This window comes from Novipirellula rosea (genome assembly GCF_039541335.1).
Lineage (GTDB): Bacteria > Planctomycetota > Planctomycetia > Pirellulales > Pirellulaceae > Novipirellula > Novipirellula rosea.
Genome location: NZ_BAABGA010000029.1, coordinates 272,925 through 297,062 on the forward strand (window position 1 = coordinate 272,925; position 24,138 = coordinate 297,062).

At 55.9% G+C, this 24,138-nt stretch carries 18 protein-coding genes; 2 read left to right on the forward strand and 16 right to left on the reverse strand.

What is annotated here, in order from left to right:
• Positions 1-146 precede the first annotated feature (146 nt).
• The 10 genes from ABD971_RS10975 to ABD971_RS11020 form a co-directional block, all read right to left on the reverse strand.
• Entirely contained in the window at positions 147-1,286 is a 1,140-nt protein-coding gene (locus tag ABD971_RS10975; protein WP_345321960.1) for a cytochrome c oxidase subunit II, read from the reverse strand.
• Positions 1,287-1,379: 93 nt separating this feature from the next.
• Positions 1,380-2,384, reverse strand: coding sequence for an SCO family protein (locus ABD971_RS10980; protein WP_345321962.1), 1,005 nt, complete (start codon positions 2,382-2,384; stop codon positions 1,380-1,382).
• On the reverse strand, positions 2,356-2,703 hold the full coding sequence (locus tag ABD971_RS10985; protein ID WP_339940042.1) for a hypothetical protein: 348 nt from the start codon (positions 2,701-2,703) through the stop codon (positions 2,356-2,358). The genes ABD971_RS10980 and ABD971_RS10985 overlap by 29 nt, the downstream gene beginning before the upstream one ends.
• 81 nt (positions 2,704-2,784) lie before the next feature.
• On the reverse strand, positions 2,785-4,056 hold the full coding sequence (locus ABD971_RS10990) for a hypothetical protein (protein WP_339940044.1): 1,272 nt from the start codon (positions 4,054-4,056) through the stop codon (positions 2,785-2,787).
• Positions 4,057-4,145: 89 nt separating this feature from the next.
• The gene (locus tag ABD971_RS10995) at positions 4,146-5,588 is read right to left on the reverse strand and encodes a quinol:electron acceptor oxidoreductase subunit ActD (RefSeq protein ID WP_339940046.1); all 1,443 of its coding nucleotides are present in this window, start codon (positions 5,586-5,588) and stop codon (positions 4,146-4,148) included.
• A gap of 87 nt (positions 5,589-5,675) precedes the next feature.
• Complete coding sequence (gene nrfD, locus ABD971_RS11000; protein WP_008704917.1) at positions 5,676-7,097, reverse strand: NrfD/PsrC family molybdoenzyme membrane anchor subunit; 1,422 nt, start codon at positions 7,095-7,097, stop codon at positions 5,676-5,678.
• Positions 7,098-7,206: 109 nt separating this feature from the next.
• Positions 7,207-10,662 (reverse strand): TAT-variant-translocated molybdopterin oxidoreductase, encoded by a 3,456-nt coding sequence (locus ABD971_RS11005; RefSeq protein ID WP_345321966.1) that lies wholly within the window; start codon positions 10,660-10,662, stop codon positions 7,207-7,209.
• Between the two features lie 121 nt (positions 10,663-10,783).
• Complete coding sequence (locus ABD971_RS11010; RefSeq protein ID WP_339940052.1) at positions 10,784-11,479, reverse strand: cytochrome c3 family protein; 696 nt, start codon at positions 11,477-11,479, stop codon at positions 10,784-10,786.
• Between the two features lie 358 nt (positions 11,480-11,837).
• A complete protein-coding gene (gene folK, locus ABD971_RS11015; RefSeq protein WP_345321969.1) occupies positions 11,838-12,905 on the reverse strand; it encodes a 2-amino-4-hydroxy-6-hydroxymethyldihydropteridine diphosphokinase in 1,068 nt (355 codons plus the stop codon).
• Between the two features lie 105 nt (positions 12,906-13,010).
• A complete protein-coding gene (locus ABD971_RS11020) occupies positions 13,011-13,355 on the reverse strand; it encodes an ArsR/SmtB family transcription factor (protein WP_339940056.1) in 345 nt (114 codons plus the stop codon).
• Between the two features lie 598 nt (positions 13,356-13,953).
• Between ABD971_RS11020 and ABD971_RS11025 the strand changes: the two genes are divergently transcribed.
• A complete protein-coding gene (locus ABD971_RS11025; protein ID WP_345321971.1) occupies positions 13,954-14,520 on the forward strand; it encodes a hypothetical protein in 567 nt (188 codons plus the stop codon).
• Between the two features lie 85 nt (positions 14,521-14,605).
• Here ABD971_RS11025 and ABD971_RS11030 read toward each other — a convergent pair whose 3' ends face one another.
• From ABD971_RS11030 to ABD971_RS11050, 5 genes are all read right to left on the reverse strand, one after another.
• Positions 14,606-15,874, reverse strand: a complete 1,269-nt coding sequence (locus ABD971_RS11030; RefSeq protein WP_345321973.1) for a hypothetical protein — start codon at positions 15,872-15,874, stop codon at positions 14,606-14,608.
• 192 nt (positions 15,875-16,066) lie between these two features.
• Positions 16,067-16,867, reverse strand: a complete 801-nt coding sequence (locus ABD971_RS11035; RefSeq protein ID WP_345321975.1) for a DUF3592 domain-containing protein — start codon at positions 16,865-16,867, stop codon at positions 16,067-16,069.
• A 1,148-nt stretch (positions 16,868-18,015) separates the two neighbouring features.
• Positions 18,016-19,347, reverse strand: coding sequence for a DUF1015 domain-containing protein (locus ABD971_RS11040; protein ID WP_345321977.1), 1,332 nt, complete (start codon positions 19,345-19,347; stop codon positions 18,016-18,018).
• 204 nt (positions 19,348-19,551) lie between these two features.
• Positions 19,552-20,892 (reverse strand): adenosylhomocysteinase, encoded by a 1,341-nt coding sequence (ahcY, locus tag ABD971_RS11045; RefSeq protein WP_339940064.1) that lies wholly within the window; start codon positions 20,890-20,892, stop codon positions 19,552-19,554.
• A gap of 216 nt (positions 20,893-21,108) precedes the next feature.
• Entirely contained in the window at positions 21,109-21,774 is a 666-nt protein-coding gene (locus ABD971_RS11050) for a phosphoribosylanthranilate isomerase (protein WP_345321980.1), read from the reverse strand.
• 117 nt (positions 21,775-21,891) lie between these two features.
• Between ABD971_RS11050 and ABD971_RS11055 the strand changes: the two genes are divergently transcribed.
• Entirely contained in the window at positions 21,892-22,653 is a 762-nt protein-coding gene (locus ABD971_RS11055) for a hypothetical protein (RefSeq protein WP_345321982.1), read from the forward strand.
• A 136-nt stretch (positions 22,654-22,789) separates the two neighbouring features.
• On the opposite strand, the gene ABD971_RS11060 is transcribed toward ABD971_RS11055, so the two are convergent.
• Entirely contained in the window at positions 22,790-24,130 is a 1,341-nt protein-coding gene (locus ABD971_RS11060; RefSeq protein WP_345321984.1) for a DUF1552 domain-containing protein, read from the reverse strand.
• Between the last annotated feature and the right edge of the window lie 8 nt (positions 24,131-24,138).

The window sequence follows — 24,138 nt, forward strand, 5'->3', positions numbered from 1 at the left end:
ATCGTTGAGCCGACAAACGTCGGTCGTTATTTCAAATGGTTTCGGTTCACAGCTTCATTCTGAAGACTGCGGTGGTGGGGCTCAAGGACGTTTTTTCTCGATCTGCCTCAGACGCGAGTGAAAAACGATCGTTCACGGCACCCGGTTTACTCTGTTTTCTCTTCGGCTTTTTCCTCGGCCGCAGCTTCCGATGCCGGTTCGGCGTTGGCCGAAAGCGACTTGATGTAGGCGACCAGCGAATCCAAATCGTCGTCGCTGAGTTGTCCCTTGTAACTAGGCATCACAGGTTGGAAACCGGCGACGACCTTGGCTTTCGGCACAAGGATCGATTCGCGGACGTAGTTTTCGTCCATCATCACCTTCTCGCCATTGGCCAATTGGCGAGTCGTGCCAAAGGCGTCTTTGTAGGTCGGACCTGTTCCGCTTGTTCCATTGTTTGTGTGACAGCCGACACATCCGCGACGGGCATACAGTTTCTCGCCGTAAGCTTCCAGCGTGTCGGTACCACGACTGCTATATTTTTTGATCCAAGCGTCGAGATCTTCACGCGTTTCGTGAACGACGACAACAGTTTGCATTTGCGAATGGTCTTGCCCACAGTACTCGGCACAGTACAGGTCATAGAACCGATAGCCATCGGGGGTGAATTGCCATTTGTCGTAATCCCACGCGGTGGCGCTTTCCTTGGTCCACTGAGTCGCCTTGGCAAGTTCTTCGTCGCTGACTTTCTCGGTCACCTTGGTGGGGTGGAACCACATGTAGTTGTAACGACCGGGAACCACGTCTTTCTTGGCGCGAAATGCGGGGATGTACAAGCTGTGAATGACGTCACTGCTCTGCATCGTCAATTTGACAGGTTCGTTGACCAATAGGTGCAATTCAGGATGGTAGGTGCCGCGGCCGTAATCCATCGACCAACTCCACTTGGACGATTGCACGCCGATTTCGTTGGCACCTTCAGGAATCGTTCGCATGTCGAGGTAGGCACGGGCGCCCATCACAAACATGCCGACCATGAAGATCGAAGGGCCGATCGACCACAACAATTCGATCGGGGTGTTGTGCGAGACTTGGCTCTCTGCCTTCTGTCCCTTGGGCTTGTGGTACTTTGCAGCAAAGTAGAACAAGCAAATCGAGATCGGGATAAAGAAGAAAACGCAGACGGCGGTGATGGCATAATAAAGCCAATCCGAATCTGCAGCGAATGTCGACGCGGAATCCGGAAACCAAGCGTAGTCTTCGGTGTAATCGCTCAGCAGGGAAAATGCGGCAGGTAACATAGCCATCGTTTATCTGTTAGTCAGTTGCAAAATAAAATTTGGGTTCAAGCCGGATGCTTCGCATTCGCTCCAGCAAGTCTCGATTGTTGGCAATCGAGGTTACGTTTCGTTTTTTACATTCAAGTCGTTGTCGACTGCATCGGTCATCGTTTCGCCGCCGTTCAGCATTTCAGTGTCATCCCTGGGGACGACCGATACTCCGCCTTTGCGGCCCAGCCAATACGGCGCCAAGCAGGCAAGCATCAATCCGATCATCGCAGCTCCGCCGAGTCGCATTAGTCGCCAGGCGTGCCAGGTGTAACTATTGGAATCGGGATCGTAGCTGTAACACCACTGGATAAATTGGTCGACCGGGGTTCCCACGGTTCCTTCGCCCGCTTCGACAAGTGCGAGTTTCAGTTGGTCGGTGGGAAAGTCGATTGCCAGCGAGTACCGCGAGATCACACCCTCAGGCGAGATGAACGCGAGCATCGCGGGATGGTTGTATTCTTTGCTTCGTGCGTCGTATCGGTAACGAAACCCAAGCACATCGGCCAATTTGGTGATCACAGGTTGTTTTGCCGTGCAAAACGCCCAGCCGTCGGCAGCCTTGGGATGGTTCGTTAGTTGATCGATGTACTTTTGTTTTGTCTCGCGAACACGTTCGGTTGATTCTTTGGGGTCAATGCTGACCGTCAAAATCTGAAAGTCTTCGCCAATTTTCAGTTCAAGCTTGTTGAGCGAATCGGCCAATCGATTCAGTTGCACGTTGCACAGCATGGGACAGTTGCTGTAGTTCAGCGTGATGATCGTCGGCCGTTTGCTATCAATGTAATATCCGGTTTTCGTTTTTCGTCCAAGCGAATCGAGCAGAGGTAGATCCAACGGAACAAGGTCGCCCAGTTTTTGTTCGACCGTGATCCCGCGGGCTTCCAATGGCAGCAAATTGTTTGTGACCGGGGCACCTTCACGCACCCCACCGTCCTGGGCCATCGCCGCAGGAGCGGTAGCGCACAAACCGACCAACAACAGCATCATCGCGGCGATGACGTTGGGGGTTTGCGGTTTGTTGACGGCCGATTGGCTGCCGGCAAACCTACGCCTTGCTTGGATCAACTTGGTCATTCGATGCTTTTTTGTCTGCGTCTTTCTGCTTTTCTTCGTCTTTGCTTTCCGCCACGACCAGCTCAATTGCCTTGTCGATCGGGATGGTGATTTTGCCTGTTTCTTCGTCGACGCCGTAAACCGAAATCCGCTCTGTTTGTTGGTTGAGGACTTCGTTTTGGCGTTGATAGCTGCCCATCGCGCTCTTAGCTTCTAAGTGCCACTGCGAAATGGAAAAGTAAAACACTTGGACCGCCAAAGCGGTAACCGCAGTAACGACCACCGAGATCACTCCGACAGTGAAAATGCGGCTCACATTTAAGTCATCGTATTGGGCCATAACTATTCTAAATCTGTTTCAAGCGTTTAATGCGTGTGAAGTAAGGGGAAGTCGGGATCGCTGAGGGGGGAGATCTGTCGACTAAATATTTTCGAAGGCAATCGATTCGGCCAGCCGGGGGTCGCGGACCGCAACAATCCGGGTCTGGCTGGCGACGCGAAGGACAAGTCCAACCATCAACGCGACCATTCCAAGGACGCACAATACGCTCGCCACCACGCCGAGAGCTCCGCCGGCCGATCCGTGAGCACCAGGGACGCCAGCATGCGCCTCGGGCATCACCATCCAGTAAATATCAATATAGTGCATGACCAGGACGTAAAACGCCCAGAAGAAGATCCATCGCGGGCGACGGCGAACATACATGCTCATCGTACCGAGAAATGGCAACATCCAGTGCAAAAAAACCAAGACTAGCGACAAGGTGCCCCAGGTTCCCAATTGACGGTGGTACAGCCACTCCGTTTCTTCGGGGATGTTCGCGTACCAGATCAACAGATACTGGCTGAATGAAATGTAGGTCCAGAACGTGATAAAGCCGAAGATCAGCTTGCCCAAGTCATGGTAGTGCTCGACCGTCACCTCGTCTCGCATCGCGCCAGCTTGTTGAAGCAAGTAGGCGGCAACGGCAAGGATACAGTGAGCCGACAGGATCGCACCGGCAAACAGGTAGACGCCGAACATTGTCGAGAACCACATCGGCGCCAGGCTCATCACCCAGTCGAACATCGCAAAGGTCATGCTACCGCAATACAGCATGACGGCGGGGCCGCTCCAAAACTGCATGCGATCGGTCGCAGCACGTTCGCCTGTTTCGTCCTGTTCCACGCTGCCGCGGAAGTAATAAACGGCCAAGCCGATCCAGATCGCAAAGTAAATGCAGGCACGGATGGTGAACCAGTCCTGTGAAAGCCACATGGTTTTGTTGGCCCACATCGCTTCGTCAAGATGGTTGTCTTGAGCAAACGTCGGGCTATCCCAGCGGTAGAGTGCGGCGTCACTGGTCCACAGCGTGACCAGAATCGGCAGGAACAAAACCGCCATTGGTACGATCATGACCATCACCAATTCGGCGATCCGGCGAACCACGGTGCTCCATCCGGCTCGTACCAAGTGCTGGATCATCACGAAAAACAGTGACCCCAGTACGAGCGTCAAGCAGTACATGAACGCAGCAAGGTAGGCCGACATGCCGAACTTGGGTTGGTCAACGCCATAGGTCGCAATCAACCAGCCTACGATCAGGACCAACACACCGCCAATACAAAGCGGAAGGCTGAGTGCCGACAGGGAGGCTGGCAATTTGAAGGCTGGGTCGTCAGCCGGTTTGATGGCCGGTGCGTGCTTGGACATCTGTAGTTCAGCAGTAGGATTGAAATGATGTGAAAATGTTGAATGTGAAGTCGTGGGGACTTCGGGGTTCGAACGCCTGGGTGATCGAACTACTTGCTTGCGGCGGCCTTAGCGGCACGCTCTTCTTCTTTTTTGCGTTCCGCTTCAGCGGCTTCGGCGAGCTGCTTGTCGACTTTGTTCTTTTGCTTTTCGACTTTCGCCTTCTCGCTAGCGGGCACCAGGTCCATCGAAGCGTTTTGGCTCTTCTGCAGAGCACGAACGTAGGTCACGATGGCCCAGCGATCTTTGGCTTTGATCTGTCCGGCGTAACCTGGCATCTTGCGGATGCCGTTGCTAATCGTGTTGAACAATTTGCCGTCAGGATATTGGTCGGCGTAAAGCACGTCTTGGTGCAGCGATGATGGGGGAACCCAGGTCGAAGCCATGATCTTTTGAGCTCGCTGATTCACCAAACCGTTGCCGCGTCCGTCCATTCCATGGCACACCGAGCAGTAGATGTTGAATTGCTCTTGTCCTTGACGAACGACCGCATCGGAAATTTCGACCGGGTTCTGCTCGAGCCACGGCGTCGTTTCCATCACGCTTTTTTCAGCTGGCGGTGTGGCTGATGCAGCAGGGGCGTCGCCTTCGGCCGCCAGTGGCGTCAAGTAGGTTCGCACCAAGTGCTCGGCACGGTCCGAGTCGACCTGGGCAAATTTGTCCATGTCGATGCCGGTCAAGAAGTTCAAGTCGGCGTCCATTTGACCGCGTGCAACGGTGCCGGGGACGTCGGGTCGCATCGCGCGGTTGTCCGCAAACAACGTTGTGGTTTGTTGAGCATCACGAGCGGGCGAAAAATCCATGTCCGGGAAGATATGGAATCGTGGCTCGCTGCTGGTGGTGACTCGCATTTTGGCCACGATCAACGCTGGGATGATCGACAATCCGATCAGCACGCACAAACCGACAATCAGGAATTTCGGAATCGTGGTCGGCGAATCGTCATCGACGACGGTATTGATGTATTCGGTACCTGTTTCGCCCAACAGTTTCTCGACACCCTTGGCGTCAAAACTCTTGTCTTTGGAATCGATGTACAGGAAGAAACGGTCGTCGGTGACGCGGTCAAAACGAGGATCGGTGAAGATCGGATTGCTGAATCGAGGCAGCCCGTTAAGTGCCCACATCCCGAAGAACGTACAGAACGATGCAAACAGAATCGTCAGCTCGAACGCCACCGGAATGAACGCTGGCAACGACAATATGTACGGTTTGCCCGAGATGATGTAGGGATAGTTAATCCCATTCATCCAGATCTGCATTGCCAATGCGGTGCAGGTCCCGGTCAATCCACCGGCCAGTGCCAACCACGGCAAAACGGTCGGCTTGATTCCCAATGCCTTGTCGATTCCGTGAACCGCAAAGGGGGTGTAAGCGTCGGTTTTGGTGTAGCCGGCATCACGTACTCGCCGACATGCGGCTAGTAGCGTATCGACCGATGTGAATTCGGCGACAATCCCATGAATCTTCTTTTCGTTTTTATCGTCTGACATACTTACCGTCTGACATTCGCTATCGATGATGAATGAAGTCTGTTTCGATGGATCCGCGAGGCGTGATCGCCTGCGATGAAATGTTTTCTAGTGCTCGGTCGGCGTCGTCGGCTCGTTGTGAGCCATGTGGTACTGCTTCGCCAACGTCGACTTGGTTTCCGCCATGTTGATCACAGGCATCAACTTGCAGAACAGCAAGAACAGCGTGAAGAACAAACCGAACGAACCAATCAGCATCGACCAGTCGACCCAGGTTGGCGAGAAGTACGCCCAAGCACTTGGCAGATAGTCACGCGACAGACTGGTCACGACGATCACAAAACGTTCGAACCACATTCCAATGTTCACAAAGATTGTGATCAAAACGATGATCCACGGCGTGGTGCGGAACTTTTTGACCCAGAACAACTGGGGGCTGATCACGTTACACGTCACCATCGTCCAGTACGCCCACCAATACGGCCCAAAGGCACGGTTGATAAACGCATACTGCTCGTCCGGAACTTGGCCATACCAAGCGATGAAAAATTCAGTGCCGTAGGCGAGACCCACGATCGAACCGGTCGCCAAGATGATCTTGCACATGTTGTCCAAGTGGCGAATCGTGATCAGTTTCTCGAGCCCCAGCATGCTGCGGGCGGGCACCATCAGCGTCAACACCATCGCGAAACCGCTAAAGATCGCTCCAGCCACAAAGTACGGCGGGAAAATCGTTGTGTGCCAACCGGGAACTTGCGAAACCGCGAAGTCAAACGAAACGATCGTATGGACCGAAAGAACCAGCGGTGCTGCGAACGCGGCAAGCAGTGCGTAAGCCTTCTCGTATCGCATCCAGTGACGCGACGAACCGGTCCATCCCAGCGACAGAATACCGTAAGCCATACGGCGATATTTGTTTTTCGAGCGATCGCGGAACGTCGCCAAGTCGGGAACCATCCCCATGTACCAGAACAACAGCGAGACCGTTCCGTACGTGCTGACCGCGAAAACGTCCCACAACAACGGGCTGCGGAATTGAGGCCACATCCACAGATTCAAACTCGGGTATGGGGCCAACCAGAACGCCAACCATGCACGTCCCACGTGAATCCCGGGGAACGTTCCTGCACAGGCAACCGCGAAAATCGTCATCGCCTCGGCAGCACGGTTGATACTGGTACGCCATTCTTGGCGGAACAGGAACAAAATCGCACTAATCAGCGTTCCCGCGTGACCAATACCGACCCAGAAAACGAAGTTGACAATCGGCCAACCCCAGAAAATCGGAGACCGGTTACCCCACACACCGACACCGGTGTAGAAGAGGTACGCGATACAGATTCCGAGCCACTGAAGCAGCGCGAATGCGATCAAGAAACCGATCACCCAGCCTTTGCTTGGCTTGGTCTCAGCAACTCGGCATACCGTTTCGGTAATATCGTGATAGGTCGTATCGCCGAGCACGAGCGGAGCACGCTCGCCAGGTCGTTCGACGGTATTGTCCAATCCGTTTGGGATGGCAAGGGACATGGTTTGAAAGGGGTATCGAGTTAGGGATTAGAGAGTGATAACAGGCGGTTCGGCTGACTCCGTGACACCGGGTGGTTCACCCCGCGACGGATTCTAGCCAATCCAAGTCTTACTTTTCGTGATCGTTCGCTTTGCCGTGATGGTCATCGTGCTTCGCAGCAGCCGCATGATCCGAATCATGGTGGTCACCTTCGCCGTGGCCTTCGTGGTCGCCGTGGCCATGGTGCGGCGCCTGCATTTCGGCCAGGTCAACCAATTGATTGCGGGTCATCAAGCGAACGTGGGGGTTGCGAACGCGTGCCAAGTATTCGGTACGTGGTTTGATGTTCAGTTGACCAAGCATGCCATAGCTGCGAACGTCGGCATGTTTCTTGGAAACCTTCGAATCCGGGTCGGCAACATTGCCAAACTCGATCGCACGCGTTGGACAGGCTGATTGGCAAGCGGTGACGATTTCGCCATCGGCAATCGGACGACCGCCATCTTTGCGGGCGTCGATTTTGGCCCCTTCGATGCGTTGGACACAGTAGGTGCACTTTTCCATCACCCCACGACCGCGAACGGTCACTTCGGGATTAAGCACCAAGGCTTGCAATTGACGGCTGGCCGATTCGATCGAGCTCGGGTAAGCATCGATGCCGTAGCCCACGCCGACTTCTTGGTTGTAGTTAAAGTAGTTGAAGCGACGTACTTTGAATGGGCAGTTGTTCGCACAGTAACGTGTACCGATACAGCGGTTGTATGCCATCGCGTTCAGGCCTTCGTCGGTGTGCACGGTCGCCGCCACCGGGCAAACTTGCTCACACGGAGCCGTTTCACAGTGCATACATGCGACAGGTTGCTGAACCACATCGGCGTTCTCTTCGTCGCCTTGGAAGTAGCGGTCCACTCGCAACCAGTGCATTTCGCGACTGTTGCTGACTTGTTCTTTGCCGACGATGGGCACGTTGTTTTCGCTCTGACATGCGACCACACACGCGTTACAGCCGGTGCACTTGGACAAGTCGATTGCCATGCCCCATTGAGGCAGGAATGGCTTTTCCATTTCGATCTTTTGGATCGGTTCTTGCCACATCGATCCGCTGCCTTCTTTGCCCACCTTCGGCACGTGGGGACCACGCACTTCGGCAAACTCGGGTACTTTATCAAGCAGTTGAACGGTGCCTTCGCGAATCAACGAGAAACTACGTCGCTCGGTTTCCTCGCGGCCTCGTTCGTCGATGGCCCAGTGATCCTGGGTCGTCGCCAATTCATATTCGCTAAAGCGAGGGCGAGCGTTGACTTGGTAGGAAACGAGCATTTGATCGCTCGTTCGCAGTGGCGACACATCGGTTCCGACGGCGTCGACATCCTCTTCGGTGAATCCGCCAACCATGCCCGCTCGTTTGCGGCCGTAACCGATTGCCACGGTCACGACGCCGGGGGCACAGCCTGGCAATTCGTAGACAGGCATTTCGATCGTGGCGTCCCCTTGGGTCAGTGCGATCATCAATCCGTGATGAACGCCAAGTTTCTTGGCGGTTAGCGGGCTGATTAACGCGGCGTTGTCCCAGGTCAATTTGGTCAGGGCTTGAGGCAGTTCTTGTAGCCAACCGTTGTTGGCGAAACGGCCGTCGTAAATTCCATCTGCAGGAACAAACAGGACTTCGAAGTCGTCTTGGTCCAGTTCCTCAACCGAAATCGCTACCGGTGCCGCGTCGGTCAAAGGTTTGTCTTGAACGTTGGCGGAAAGCTCTTCGCTAACGGTCAGCTCTTTGGCGAAACCGTCATGCAGTAGTCCTCGCCATTGGCGAGTGCTGAGTGCCGAACCAGAGATTCCGTCTGCCGTGCGGCGAACGATTTCCGATCCTTCGACCTCTTTTTCGCCCAACATCGATGCAAGGACTTCGATCGCAGCACGACCGCCGAGCAGCGGCAAAATCTGAGGTTGGCAGACGCCGTAGAAACCTTCGAGGTTGACCACGTCGCCCCAGGATTCGAGCGGGTGAGCCAACGGCAGCGACCATGTGCACGCCAAGCCGGTTTCGTCGTCGTATTCACCCAGATAGATGCTGTTTTCGACTTTACCGATTGCCGTCAGCAGGTCCACGTCACCCGGAGCGGTGACCACAGGGTTTCCGCCTAGGATCAGCAGCGACTCGACACCGCCATCGTTGATCTTCTGGACCAAATCACCCAGCGAGTTCGAATCGGCAAGGTCACCGTCGACTTCGGGAGTAAACTTTTGAATCTTGCCAAGCGAGCCAAGCTTCTTGTTCAGTGCGATACCGGCCGCGACGGCTTCGGCACCAAGATGATCGCCAACCACCACGACGGCATCTTCGCCCGCTTCGGCAATGTCATGCGAAAGCACATCGAGGAATCGCTCGAGTCGCTCGGGGTGAGTCAACTCGTCGTAGGCTTTGATTTCTTCAGCGTGTTGGTGGGACTCGCCGGCGGCCAATTTTTCGACGCGGCGGCCCAGTTCGCTCAAGAACGCGGGCATTTGGCTAGGCCGCAATGCCAATCGCGAATCGGCCATCACGCCGGTGGATGTGTATCCGCCTTCGACGACATACAACCGGCTCATCTCGCCTTGGATTGGGTCACGGTTTTTGGCAAAGCTGCGAGCGTTGGAAATCATGCTCGGATCGTTTCCGAGGATGTCCGCTTGCAATGTCACGATGACCTTGGCGTCCGACAGATCGAGGACCTGTTTGGCGGGTTTGCCAAAGACGGTCTTCGTTGCGTCTCGCATCGCGGTGCCTTGAACACCGTCATAGCGAACGAGCGTGGCCGATGGGCACTTCTTCTTCAGTGCCGACAACATGCGGACCAACGATGGCGATGCGGTGGGCGGCATCAAAACAGCCAAGCCCGCGCCCTTGTTGTTGGCGGCGGCGGCACGAATCACACCTTGGCCATACGGTTGGAAATCTTCCCAAGTGGCATTCTCGCGTCGCTTTGGACCTTTGCGGACCAGGAAACTTTCATCGCCACGAGCACGATCGGGGTCGTACAGACCGAGGATCGAAGCCTGCGAGAAGACGTCGGTTCCGGTGCCCGAGGGATGCTCGGTATTGGGTTCGATCTTCAGCGGACGACCATCAACGCAGCTGATCAGCAGGTTGTAGACGCGGCCAGCAAGTTCAAAGTTGGTCGCGCGGCTGTACGATTCGCCTGGCAATCGGCCTTCGGGGCGGATCACAAACGGAGCGATCGACTCTTCGGAATAACGGCATCCACCGACACCGGCAACCGCCAAGGACGCACCCATCAATTGCATCCAACGACGTCGTGAAACGCCTTCGGGGTACTCCGAAGCTGCGATCGGGAATTCGCGATCGATGAACTGTTGGAAGTCTTGGCTGTCTTGCATCTCCGAAAGACTTCGCCAGTAGCGTGTGCGTGGCGACGCCGAGGATCCGCCAAACCCATCCTGATTTGCGGAGTCACTGTTGGCGGAATCGCGTGCCGCAGAGCCAACCGCAGCTTGGCTGGATTCGTGTGCGACGCCGGCCTGGGGCAGGTCAACAATCATTCGCGAACCGTTGTTGGATTTACGTGGTGAGTGGATGGAGGTCATTGCAAAGATTTGCGATTAGGCGATACGAAATTATCTGTAAAAAACGAGTTTCAGCAGTTCTCAGGGGGGCGTCGCTGCAGAGCCATCGACTCTGCCACTCCTCCGCCCGGTTGTTGCCGAACTAACGGTGACAAACCGCACAATGGACCTGTGGGTTGATGTTCTCGCCTTCAGGATCACGCTGATGTTTGGCGAACGCTTCTTGGTCCCAATCCGCTGGTGGTTCCCAGTCGAGCTTGGTTACGAATTCTTTGGGACGCAAATGGGGATCAGGGTTTCGGTGACAGGTGATACACCACGCCATCGAAAGTTCTTCGTGTTGGGCCACGACGTCCATCTGGTCGATCCGGCCATGGCAAGTCTTGCAGCTAACGCCTGAATTGACATGGGCTGCGTGGTTGAAGTAGACGAACTCGGGCAAGTTATGGATACGTTTCCAAGCCATACTGCGGCCCGTTTCCCAACTCTTGTGGATCGGCTTTAGCTTGTCGCTTTCTGTTCGCACTGCGGCCAGCGCGGTAACGCCTTGGTCATTCGCAGGACTGTGACAATTGATACAAGTGGCCGTCGGCGGCACGGCGGCGTGAGCCGAGTCAAAGACGGTATTGTGGCAATAGCGACAATCCATCTTCAGCTGGCCCGCGTGAATCGCGTGGCTGAAAGGGACCGGTTGTTCAGGTTGGTAGCCAATATTCAGCGTCTTGGGGTCCGTGACCAGCCCACCCATGGCACCGGCATAAATGCCGCCTCCAACGATGGCAGCAGCCAGAACCATAAGAAATCGATTGACCCAGCGTGGAAAGAGAAACCGTTGCATAATTGATGGTCGCCGCGCGTGAAAACGCGACCAGATTCGCAGGGATAGAGAAAATGGACACCGAGTGGTTCAGAGAATCGCCGTAATCATACAGCGAGAGCGAGACAGTATTGTGTGCGAACATGCACCAAGGCAATACCAGCCATCAATAAAGCGACATTGTGTCGCACGAAAAGAGCGGCGAGCCGCCGTCATCATCCAACAGAGCCGGATAGTCCTACGCGACTAACGCGCGAGCCGAAAGGACGAAGGTGAATGATGGCCCCATCAGCGGCGAGTAAGCCCAGAGATCGGCACCGCTGTGGCAGATTCTGGGCGCCACGGGGGGGCGCGCTCGAGGTTTGATCACCACGCTTACTTATTGCCACCAAGCTTGGTTCTCAGTCACCGGGCGGACCGGGCACCGCATCGAAACCAAGGCCGAAGCGATTTCAGTCACCGCCCAATCAAGATTGTCGACCTCTAGTCGGTATTCCGGCCAACGGCCTCCGGAAGGCCACATTTGATGCGGCGCAGGCCAGCGAGTGTCCGCCGTCGCCCATTGCATCCGCGCGACCAACCGAGGGATGCTCGCGTCACGATTCGTCTTTTCGACGTGGGGGCCGAGCGGCAGCGGGGGAACGTAGGCGGAAACCCACGGCTCGTCGGATCGAACGATAATCGGTTCACCAAGTTCGGCGGATGATGGCTGGCCGGTCGGCGTTGCCCCGTCCGGCTGCCTAGGCGGCGCCGCATGGTGCGGTTGGTCATGGGATGTCTCGTCGTGGGACGTCGAGGCTCGATGTTTTTTTGCCCAACGTCCCGACATCGCTTCGTCCAGTGCCACGCCCGATTGAGTTGGCTGGGTGGCGGCAAAAGTGCGAATCCCATGCTCGGCGCTCAGCCGGTCGCAAAGTTGTTGTCGGGTCGAGTCGTCGCCGCCGACTAACGCCAGAGATGCGTTGCCCGACGAAAGATGCTCGCTTAATTCCCCAAGACTCCATCCGAAGCGGGGGTCGCGATAATGGGCTGCGACATCACACGCTGGTTGCAGCACAAATTGCCGCGCGGTGTAGCGGGGATGAGGGACGATCAGTGCCGCACTGCCCCCGACCAGATTGCCATGTAGCACCACGTCCAAATCGATCGAACGGGCGTCCCAACGCCGCCGCCGCTGGCGTCCAAGATCGTTTTCGACTGTTTGCAGCAGTTCCAGGATGTCCCGCGCCGAATGAGTTGTCTCAAACGCAGCCACCGCATTGAGAAAGGGTTCCTGGCCCGATGGGCCGCCAATCGGTGGCGTTTCAAACAGCCGGCTGGCGGCAAAATCTTCCACCATCGGCGATGCAGTCACTCGGCGAGCGGCTTCGGCAATCACCGTGTCGCGGTCGCCAAGGTTGCTGCCAAAGCTAACCAGGCATTGGGCACGCGGGGGCTTCGGGCTCATGGCGGCGAATTCTACGTTCGGGAATTTTGCGAGACTTTTTGCGAGACTTCACGCTTAGCAACGAGCTTCATCCTCAGCAAAGAGGATTGCCCAGCGGTGTGTCGGCTATTTAGGAAGAGTTGGGGTGGTTGCAGGGGCGAGCGAATCCAAGTGCGGTTTTACTAATCGCTCGGCCAAATACCGGGTGTAGCTTTCACAGATGTCTCGGCGACAAGACAGAATCGCCAACTGCCCCTGACGGCGTGAATGGATTAACTCTGCCGCGACTAGTTCTTTCAGGTGGTGCGAGATTGTGGCTTGCGTGATCGGAAACTCGTCCACAAGCGACTTGCAGGCGATTTCAAGTTCGCTGGCAATGCAGGTCAAAATCGCAAACCGCTGCGGGTCAGCGATCGCTTTGGAGATGCGATGAACTTGCTCGTCGCTCAATTGGGTAACAGTTTGGTCCATAGCTTCTAATTTATAAGTCCCCTGTCCGTTTCACTAGAGCGCAATCCTGCGAGTTCGGTCGTGGGATTGCGTGATCCGAAATCGTTTGCGTCGGGGCGATGGTCGGTAAAACGTTAGCAAATCTAGGCCAGCGGGATGCATCGTCGGCTCGCAAATGCAGGAAAAACAGAGAAATAGGGCCGTCGAACTAGCAAATGGCCGTTTCTCGAGGCCGGTAGTCGAGTGCGGACAGAAACCAAGATTCGGCACCACTTAGGGGTGTGCCTGGCATCGGACGTGGCAATAATGGGGGCGGCAGTCGAACGTCGACGCGCTATGGCGGGAGACCTGTTCGGCCGGTCATTGCTACATGGAATGTCATTGCGACGTGGAATCGTGCTGGCGGGATTCACGCTAGCAGGAAGCTAGAATATCGGGTTCGGGTTCGTCCCTCGGCCCGCTGATTGTATCTCGCAAATTGTAACTCAAGGTCTTGTGTCTGCTGGGTGCGTGATCGCTGTTTTTGCAAGCGGCTCATCCGCTTCGATTTGCTTTTCATCTCGATTGCTTCTTCTATCTGAAATCTAAAATTCAAATTCTCTATCTCGGAGAAACGTCAATGTCGCGTTTGCTTATCTGTTCGGTTCTGTTGTTTGCGGCTTCGCTGTCAAACGCATTTGCTGCTGATGCCGCTCGCGATGGAGGGCTCAAGCAAGGGGATCCGATCGGCGTTTTCTACGTCACCAAAATTGCAGGCGCCGAGGACGATGGCGTCGATGTCGGGCAAGAGATCTGTTACCGATGCCGCTATGGTTCGCGGCCGATGGTGATGGTGTTTGCGCGTCAAACCGATGGCAAGTTGTCCGATTTGGTCAAGCAGCTTGATGCCGCTGTGGCGCAAAACGAAGCGTCGCACCTCAGCGGCTTCGTTACCTTGCTCGGCGAAGATGCTGGGAAGCTCAAAACATCCGCGACCGAGCTCGCTGAGAAAACGTCCGCCAAACATATTCCGTTTGTGGTGGCGAAAGAGTCCGAAACGGGGCCGCTGAACTATCGATTGTCGGTCGATGCTCCGGTTACCATTGTTGTCGCCAGCGATAGCCAAGTGGTCTCGGCGCGAACGTATGCAGCGGACAAGATCGACATCGACGCGATCATGGCTGACGTGAAATCGATCTTGAACTAAACGCGGCTTCGCACGCGGCAACTCCAATGCGAAAAGGTTGCCGTTGTCGCCGCTTTCGAGATGATCCGGCGTCCTTCGGTCCGTCCTACTTTTGAAATACCCGTTTAGCGTCATTCATAAATAAGACGACGCAGCTCATTATCCCCACCGGAAACAGCAAGCAACCGAATGGGAAGCCGATGCAAGGAATCGATGCCACGATGGCGGAGGTTCTCGCTAGCGTTAGGTTGCGCCGGAGGATCATGTGGATCGCGCCAGCCAGCGTGGCTCCGTACGCAATTATCCATGTTAGTCCTAACACGAGGTTGATGACTGTCATCAAGAACCTTGGATTGTTTGCGTCTAATCGCATCACTGACGCGATGTTTACCGCGACGCCAAAGCACGTGAGTGCCACCATCACGATTGAGAAGGTGGCGATCAAGACGCCCGGAATGATATACAGCGCTGGGTGAGGAAGCGTATCGCGATACTGGGCTCCGGCGTAGTAGGGTGTCGTCGGCGGCCCGGGCGATGCATAGGGGTTGGGGCTTGGCTGAGGTTGCGGTCGGGTGTACGGCCGCGGGATCGCCGTGGGGCTGATCGGTGCAACGTTGTCCAGTGGCGCAAATACCGACGTCGATACGACCGACGCCGACGCCGCGAAATCGTCTTCCCCTAGCGTCACGACGTCGTTCGCCGGATCCGTGTGTTCAGCCGGTGCCGGACGGGCCGGAGTGTTTGCATCGCTTGATTTACCCACCACTCGAATCTGCTTTTTGCACGACGCACAGCGAACGGTTTTTCCCATTTGGTCGGCAGGGATCTGCAGCGTCGCTTTGCACACCGGGCAACTGACGCGGATCGGAGAAGCCGTGGTCGAAGGGGCCGTGGTCGAAGGGGGCAGCTCCGGCGGTTTTTTTGCAGCCGAGGTGGCAGGATGCGGTGCAGCGACGGGGGTTTTAGGCACCGCGGCTGTTGGCGGATTGGCACGTCTCGCGTTTCCCGCCCCCGCAACCAGTGAGCTGAGATTCAGTTCTCGCAATATGACTTTTGCGGAGACCCAGAAACCGTCATTGCCCTCTTTGGCGTCCACTTCTGCGTTGCCAAGTTGTTCGATTCGCTGAACAAAACGCGGGCGAGTGTACGGGCCTTCGACCTGGCCGTTGATGCGTAGATAGATTCCGCTGCGAGCGAGCTCCTTGAATCGCTGCAGGATCACTGCCGCCGGGTACCAATCGCTGCTGCCCTGTTGGACCTCGGATTTCTTGTCGCGATGCTCTGCCAGCCAATGACGCATCTCGACTTCGGAAAACGGACCCAGCGTCTCGCCGTCCACGCGGATTCGCCAATTCTTGTCGCCCGAGTCATTCACAGTGCACGCTTGTTGCGGAAAGGCAGGATGGAAAGGGGGGGAAGCAGAGGGCGAGTGGTAGTGGTTGCCTTCTCACCCCCCTATCATAAGCTCCGCCAGCCTCGGCGTGGAGAGTCCAGCCGCGAATCGATGCCCGCCAAATATCGATGCCCGCCAAATACCGATGCCCGCCAAATTCAGGGTGCCCCAAACTTAGAATAGGGGAACCTTGGGAGGCGGAAAGCGGTGAGCATTGATGGCACCAAGGCCGCAGTCGATCGCCAGCACGATCCCGCATAAGATCGAAGCAAGCCCTAACCAGAAATACAGTTGATTGCTGCTTTGTACCCCTTTAATTAGCACGCTGTTTGACGGGGACTGGGGATCGTAGTAGACGGTGCAATCGGCTCCGGGTGGGTACGGCTGCAGCTTCGCTTCGGCCACCGCAGGCGAGAATGAATCCTGCTTCTCGAACGACAGCGTCGTTCCGGTATAGGTGGTGTTGTCAACCTTGTATTGGTAGCGAACATGCGTGGTGGCAGCTTGTTTCCGCTTTTGAACACCACGAACGGAAAATCCGGATTCTAAGATCTTGCCCTCGGTTGGCTGCCAGTCTTCCGAGGCGGCGGCCAAAGCCATATTGTCGCTTGCTTGACTGAGCAAATAGACGCCCAGCGTCCCAAAGATCCCCAAGAACGTGAGGGCGGCAACAATCAGGATCGGCGTCCCGAAACCATCTTCGAGTACCCCAAGTCTTGGCAAGCGTTTCAGGGGATTGTTTTTTTTCCGCTGCGGCGAAGGGGCAAAGCTGCGTGACGGAGTACGAGCCTGCGGTGCCGCTGGTGGAGTCCAGGCTTGGGTTGTTCCAGCGGGTGGTAGATCGCCGAATACATTGTCGTTTTCAGGGGGCGGTTGAGGTCGAGGCGTAGCGGCAGTCCCGCCCAGACGTAGGCGTTGCTTGCAGGATGGACACGTCACTTCGACCGGGCCTTTGGGGCGGGCAACTGCCAACATTTGCCCACAATTGCATTTGACGTTAATGCGATCCGTGGGAGTTGCAGCAGGAGTGTTCTGGCGTGGAGGGACGCGGACGCGCGTGTTGCAACAAGGCGTCGCGATGATCTGGCCAGCCAGTTCTGGTTTGGCCTTAAATGTCTGCCCGCATGTGCAGCGTAGTGTTGTCATTGGGGATTCCGTCGATAACGAGAGAGACGGAAAGCGAGCAACTTTCGTTCCCATTGGGGCGATTGGTGCCATGCACCTTTTAGGCGCTTTAGAAAGGAGGCGCAAAAAAAAGAGCCGAACCGGTGACGGTTCGACTCTTTGTTTGGGCGGCGAAACGAGCTGTGTGTTGTTTCGCGTGTTCAAATTCCTGCGGTGGCGGGAATTAGCCGCGGACGATTGCACGACCGTGCTTGGTGACGACAACGTCAACGCAGTGGCCACAGCACTCGAACTTGTAGGTCAAAACGCTGCGGTGCAAGAATCCCTTGCGGCAGTTTACCAACGTGGGAACTTGGCCAGCACATTCCGCTGGAACGCATGCAGTGACTTCGACGGGGCAGCAAGTGCGTGGGTCGATGACACACCAAGTTACTTCAACCGGAGGAGCGGGGCAGCATACAGGTGCTGGCTCGCATACGGGGGCTGGCTCGCAGCAAACAGGTGCTGGCTCACACACGGGTGCAGGCTCACACACAGGTGCTGGTTCGCAGCAAACAGGGGCTGGTTCGCAGACAGGTTCGCAAACCGGGGCTACTTCGCAGCAATCGTTCTTGTGCTTGCAGCCGAAGAGGCCAGCTTGAGCAACGCTGGGGACAAGCATGCTCGATACAGCAACAGCGCAAACAGCAATCAAAACTCGTTTCATCAGTCTCTTTCCTAAGTAGTCGTGAACTTGTGGGTTTCTCATTGGGAAGACACGAAGACTACGTTGTTCTCCCAGGCCGTACAATCATGCCTAGTCGGGCTAGTCGCCGCAACCGGCAGAGTCGACTTTAGTTGCCTAGTTTTTCAATGTCTGCCATCAACCGGGCATCACGGTCGCAATTCGCTCGCTTAAGAATCAGCGATGGGGTGCAAGATCGACCCCGCTGGATGTGTCTTCGGGTTCCTTTGAGGCCTTGTTATGGCGTCAAAAGTCACTCTATAGGGTTTGTGCGTTAGCGGAGGGGGTTAAAGGTCAGACCGCTGAGCAGTTTGGGATAGAAATAGGTACTTTTGGCAGGCATCCGTTCTTTGTGCAGGCTGATCGCTTCGACGTGGCTCAGTTTTGCTGGCATCACGAGTGCCGCCAATGTGTACGGTTCGTCGCTGTCGCTTTCCGCTTGGCTGCCTTCGCCTCGCATTCCTTGCACCACTTCGTCAACATCATGGACGTACGTCGGTTTGGGGTGCCCTTTGGATTGAAGCAGTTCGTCGATCACCAGTCGGTGCAATAGACTGACTCCGAGTTGCTGCCAATCCTTGCTTTGGTTTGCAGCGAGCGTTTCCATTTTCGCTGCGGCCCCCTCGTTTGCTTTGCAGAGCACCCAAGTGTCATCTTTGCAGGCGTACAAGCCGATCAATCCTTGGTCGTCGGCCGATTCCATGTTGGACCACACTGTGTTGGCAGCATCGAGTCCACCCGCGACGATTTCGCAGTCGAAGGTTCCCGCCAAGCGGGCGGTGATCTCGGCAGACGAAAAGCGTTCGGTGCCTCGAAGCAGCCGGTGCGTGGGCAAGACGATCATGCCAGGGTCGCTCATGCCAACCAGCATCGTCATGACAAAGTTGGCGGGGTGGTCGCTTGGCAGCGGTCCAAGTTCCTTGCTGACGAGGTCGCGATAGTTCGCTGCGGTTTCGTAGCGATGATGGCCGTCGGCAACAAACATCGGTTTGTCTTGCATTAGCTCGCTGACTTTCGCGATCACGGTCGGGTCCGAGACGGGCCAAAGCCGATGTTTGACCCCGAGGTGGTCCACCGCTTCGATCGGCGTAACAGATGTGGTCGCTTCATCAAGCAACGCGATGATGGCATTTTCAGGATCGGGATAGAGGCCAAAAATTTGACTGTTGTTCTGCTGGGTTGCTTGGGTCAATTTCAGCCGATCGACCTTCGCCTTGGGGTGCGTTTCTTCATGAGGGTAAATGTTGCCTTCGCCGAACGGTTGGATGCGAACCCGCGCCATAAACCCACGTCGATTGAATACATGACCATCGATCGTGAACTCTTGGTGGTACACGTAGTAGCAGGGGGATTCGTCTTGCTTTAGCACCCCTTCGCTCTTCCACTGAGCCACGAACTTCGCGGCCCGCTGGTACTTTTCGTCCTCGGAATCGCCAGGTTCCGTGCGATTCAAGATAATGCGGATCACATTGGCAGCGTGTTTCTTGTACAGCTGGTCCTGCAGTTGCGGGTCGATCACGTCGTAGGGTGGCGCTATCACGTCCGACAGCGAACCCACATGATCCAGGTTGTAACGCAAAGCGGCAAAGGGGGCGATTTGGGGCATCGTTTGATTCGCGTTTAGAGGAAAACAGGCCGAGGGTTGAACGTTTAAAGACTAGCGCCAACACGCAATGATGTTACCCCAAGTGACCCTAATTTACTGTGGGGCACTGGTATTTACTGAGGAGTATTGGGCGTGGGGCCATGAAAAAAACTCGGCCCGCTAACGGGCCGAGTTTGATGTTATTCGTTGCAGCGGTCGTGCGACCTAGTAACGGTAGTGGTCAGGCTTGTAAGGACCTTCGACTGGCACGCCCATGTATTCCGCTTGCTCGGCGGTCAATGTGGTCAGCTTCACGCCCAGTTTGCCCAGGTGCAAACGTGCGACTTCTTCGTCGAGTGCTTTGGGCAACATGTAGACCTTGGTTTCGTACTCGCCGTGCTTGGTCCACAATTCGATCTGGGCCAAAACTTGGTTTGTGAACGAAGTGCTCATTACGAAGCTAGGGTGACCGGTGGCGCAACCGAGGTTGACCAAACGGCCCTTGGCCAAGATCAAGATGCTGCGACCACTTTCTTTGAACGTGTAACGATCAACGGCACCGATATCCGATGGTTTGATCTCGTCCTTGGTCGCGCGTCCGGCAGCCACTTCGGCTTCCAACCAAGCAACGTCGATTTCGGTGTCGAAGTGACCGATGTTGCAAAGGATGGCATCTTCGGGCATCTCGGTCATGTGTTGACCAAGGATGATGTCCTTGTTGCCCGTCGTGGTGACGTACAAGTGGCCTTCTTTGCAGGCTTCTTCCATCGTGGTGACTTCGAAGCCTTCCATCGCAGCTTGCAGTGCGTTGATCGGATCGATTTCGGTCACGATCACACGGCAACCATAACGCTGCAACGAATGAGCACATCCCTTGCCGACATCGCCGTAACCACAAACCACGGCAACCTTGCCCGCCAACATCACGTCGGTGGCTCGCTTGACGCCGTCGGCGAGCGATTCGCGACAGCCGTACAGGTTGTCGAACTTGCTCTTGGTGGCCGAGTCGTTGACGTTGATCGCAGGGACTTGCAGTTTGCCCGAACGATTCAGGACTTCCAAACGATGCACGCCCGCAGTGGTTTCTTCGCTGATACCGCGGATTTCGGTCAGCAGTTCTGGGAACTTGTCGTGGACCATCGCGGTCAAGTCACCACCATCGTCCAGGATCATGTTGATCGGTTTGCCCGATGGGAAGTGCAAGGTTTGCTCGATGCACCAATCGAACTCTTCATCGTTCATGCCCTTCCAGGCGTAAACGGGGATGCCAGCCGCTGCAATTGCAGCCGCAGCGTGATCTTGGGTGCTGAAAATGTTACAGCTGCTCCAAGTCACTTCGGCACCGAGTTCGACCAATGTTTCGATCAGAACCGCGGTTTGGATGGTCATGTGCAGACATCCGGCGATGCGAGCTCCGGCGAGCGGCTTCGATTTGCCGTACTTTTCGCGAAGCGCCATCAAACCAGGCATTTCGTTTTCGGCAAGCTGGATCTCTTTGCGGCCAAATTCCGCCAGTTTGATGTCTTTGACTTTGTAAGGAAGTCGGTTGGTGTCGACTTGTGACACAGGCATACTCCAATGTTGGAAAAGGGGATGGAAGTAAGCGCGTCAGAGGGGTTGCGGACCGAACACAGGGACTCCCGCTGGTTCGCAATCCCCCGAACGCACTCGGGTTCTCAGGGTGAGTACGGGTGATGTAAACCGCACGCAAGCCCGCATGATAAACATAAAGTCTGGTTTTCGCACGGGGCAAAGTGGGGGTTTCAAATCGTGCAGGGCAAATCAGCCCCAAGCATTTCTCGCCCGCTCGCAGAACTGAGTAATCCGCGAGGCCGATTTTTGGCCCCGCGGCGACTCGACTCCGCTGGCGACATCGACGCTGCGAGCTCCCGAGACTCGAATCGCCTCCGCCACGTTTTCGGGCTGTAAACCGCCCGCTAAGACCCAGCGGACGGTGGCAAATTGCTCGGACCAGCCGCGAAGGCTGTCCCAGTCCAGCGATCGCCCCATCCCTCCGTGAGCCGATCCCGCGTCCGCATCTAGCAACACGTGGCAACCCGCGTCGGTCCAAGGACGGACGCGATCTTCGATCTCACGTGCGGTCAATTTGTGCCCAGGAATTTTCACCGCTCGTATTAACGGTAGCCCTAGATCGACCCAACCCGCGATGTCGGTAACCAATTCGTCACCATGCAATTGGATCGCATCGAGGCCTACCGTGTCGATCACCCTCCGAATCTGGTCCGCCGGTTTGTTGACGAACACACCGACTCGGTACAGCCCGCAGCGGCCCGCGTATGCGGAAAGTTCGCTTGTGGTGGAGCACGCGGGATCAAGGTAGCGGACGCTGGGGGGAAAGAAATTCAGCCCCACCGCGTCGCCCCCCGCTTGCGAGACCGCATCGATGTCCGCCTTGAGACGAACTCCGCAAATTTTTATGTGAAACACAGAAAGCCAACATCGATCCGGAACAAATGACTGGGCCAGCCCAGGTCGACTGACCGATAGATACTACACCGCAACTCGTTCGTTTTGGAAGGTTGGCGACACGCTTTGGAGATTGGAATGCTGAGAACGAAGCTTCGACGTGTCGCGGGCCGCGATCTAGTGTTGGTGGCGATTTCATCATTTGTACTTGCGATTCACTGGCTGCCCGTTTGGCTGCCCGTCGCCGCGAAAACAGAATCGGTCGCCAGTGCGACGGTCCCTGTCGCCTTGCAGGTTGCTGGCAAATCGGTTGCTGGCAAATCGGTTTCTGCTGCCATTACCCCGGTCTCGGCCGACGAGGCTGTGGCTCGCTGGCAATCCGAAGTCACTCAGTTCTATGCCACGCAGTCGCAAGTCAAAGTACCGTCAGAGGCGGGCAATGCCGCCGCAGACAGCCCCAGCAAGTCAAATGATGCAAACGAGATTGCACAGACCTCCTTCGTCACCACGGCGGCCAAAGATGCCCCTGAGCCAGCCGCAACTGACCCGCAGTTGCAAAGGCTCTCTTCGGCGTCGGCTCTGCCGGTGAATTCGGGACATTCCGCGAGACTGGCCGGCGAGACGCCGTTTCGAGCGCAGTCGGTTGTTTTTGCCTTCCTGGTCACCACGATCGCATCGCTCTTGTTTGCCGCTTGGTGTGTGGCATTCCCCACGCGTCACATCTCGCCCGTGATGTGGGCAAGTCGATCCAAGGCGGGTGACGCTGTGGATGCAAGCCAATCGCTTTCGATCGGCGTGGATGCGAACTGGTTTACGCTCACCCAGCCGATCTTGGTGCGAACAAGACAGATCTGCTTTGCCGCGTTAGTGATGGCGGCAATGCTCGTCTGCATCGCGTAGAGACGGTGTGACTCCGCTTTGGCATCACGGATTGGAAAAGGGCAAATTGACGCTTTTCCATGGTTGTGTCGTCGATCGTTTGCATGGAGCGTCGTATGACCCACGCTGCTCTAAACACACTGCTCCAAACACACTGTTACACCAATCCCGTCAAGCTGCCATCGCCACAGTAATCGGGGTTACCAAAGCTTTCCGCGGGGTGACCCATCGCTTCGGCAATGCTCATCAGCAAGCGGTTGTGAGGCACACGGTCAAACTTCAGTGCCCGGCCGGTATCAAAACCGAGTCCACCGCCGACCATCACAAACGGGATATTATCGCGTGTGTGCGAATTGCCTTTGCCAAGTTCGTTGGTCCACACGATGGTCGTATTATCAAGCAGCGAACCACTGCCATCAGGCTCGGGGGTTTCCGCTAATCGTTTGGCGAGGAAGGCAACTTGTTCGGCGTACCAGGTGTTGATCTTGATCAGTTTTTCATAGGCGGTTTCGTTCTTGTCCGGTTCGTGCGACAAGCCGTGATGGCCTTCGTCGATGCCCAACCAACGCATCCTCGCATTGCCGACGCTGTTGGTGATTTGATAGGTCGCCACGCGTGCAAAATCGGCTGCAAAGCTGTTGACCAGCAGTTCGATTTGCATTTTGGCAATTTGTGGCATGTTGTCGTTTTCGGTCTCGACATTGGCAGGCATATCGGGAATGGCATGACCGACGTCGGCATTCTTTTTTGATTGCTCGAGTTCGGTTTGCAGTTCCTTTTCCACCGAGCGAACCATCGCGACGTGTTCTTCGAGGATCCGCCGATCTTCGCTGCTGATCATCTTTTCCACTCGGCGGAAATCTTCGCTCAAATCGTCAAGCACGCTGGCCAACAGTTCACGGTTTTTGCTCTGTCCATACAGTTTGTCGAACATTTGGTACGGATCGCTGATCGGTGCGACCGGTTGGTTGGGGCCGGCGTAGGACATGCGAGTCCAAGTGTCGGCGCGGTCGGGCACCATCACTCCGAATTCAAGCGAACCAAAGCGAGTTTGCTTTTCGGGGACCGCTTGCATTTGGTTCTTCAGGTATTGGTCGATCGAGATGCCTTGGGACCAACCCGCCGGCGTGTCCGAACCGCCCTGGATGTCACCGGGAAATAGTTCCACCCCGGTCAACAGGCAGCCGATTCCACGCATGTGGCCATCGCCGTCGCCTTGGATTTTGTTGCACACGCCGTGCAGCGTCATCATTTGGTCTTTGAATCCCGCCAGCGGCTGGAGGATGCGTTTGATGTCGTAGTCGCGTCCTTCTTTCTCAGGCCAGAAGTGTTTGGGGATCACTCCGTTAGGGCTGAATAGAAAAACAATGCGTTGCTTGCGAGCCGATGTCGCAGCGGCCCATCCGAGGCTTGGCAACGAGAACAGGAAGTTGGCCGCAGCGGCGCTAACGCCTAGCTTGGTCAGGAAATCGCGGCGAGATAGAGGCGGGTTCATCATGATTCTGC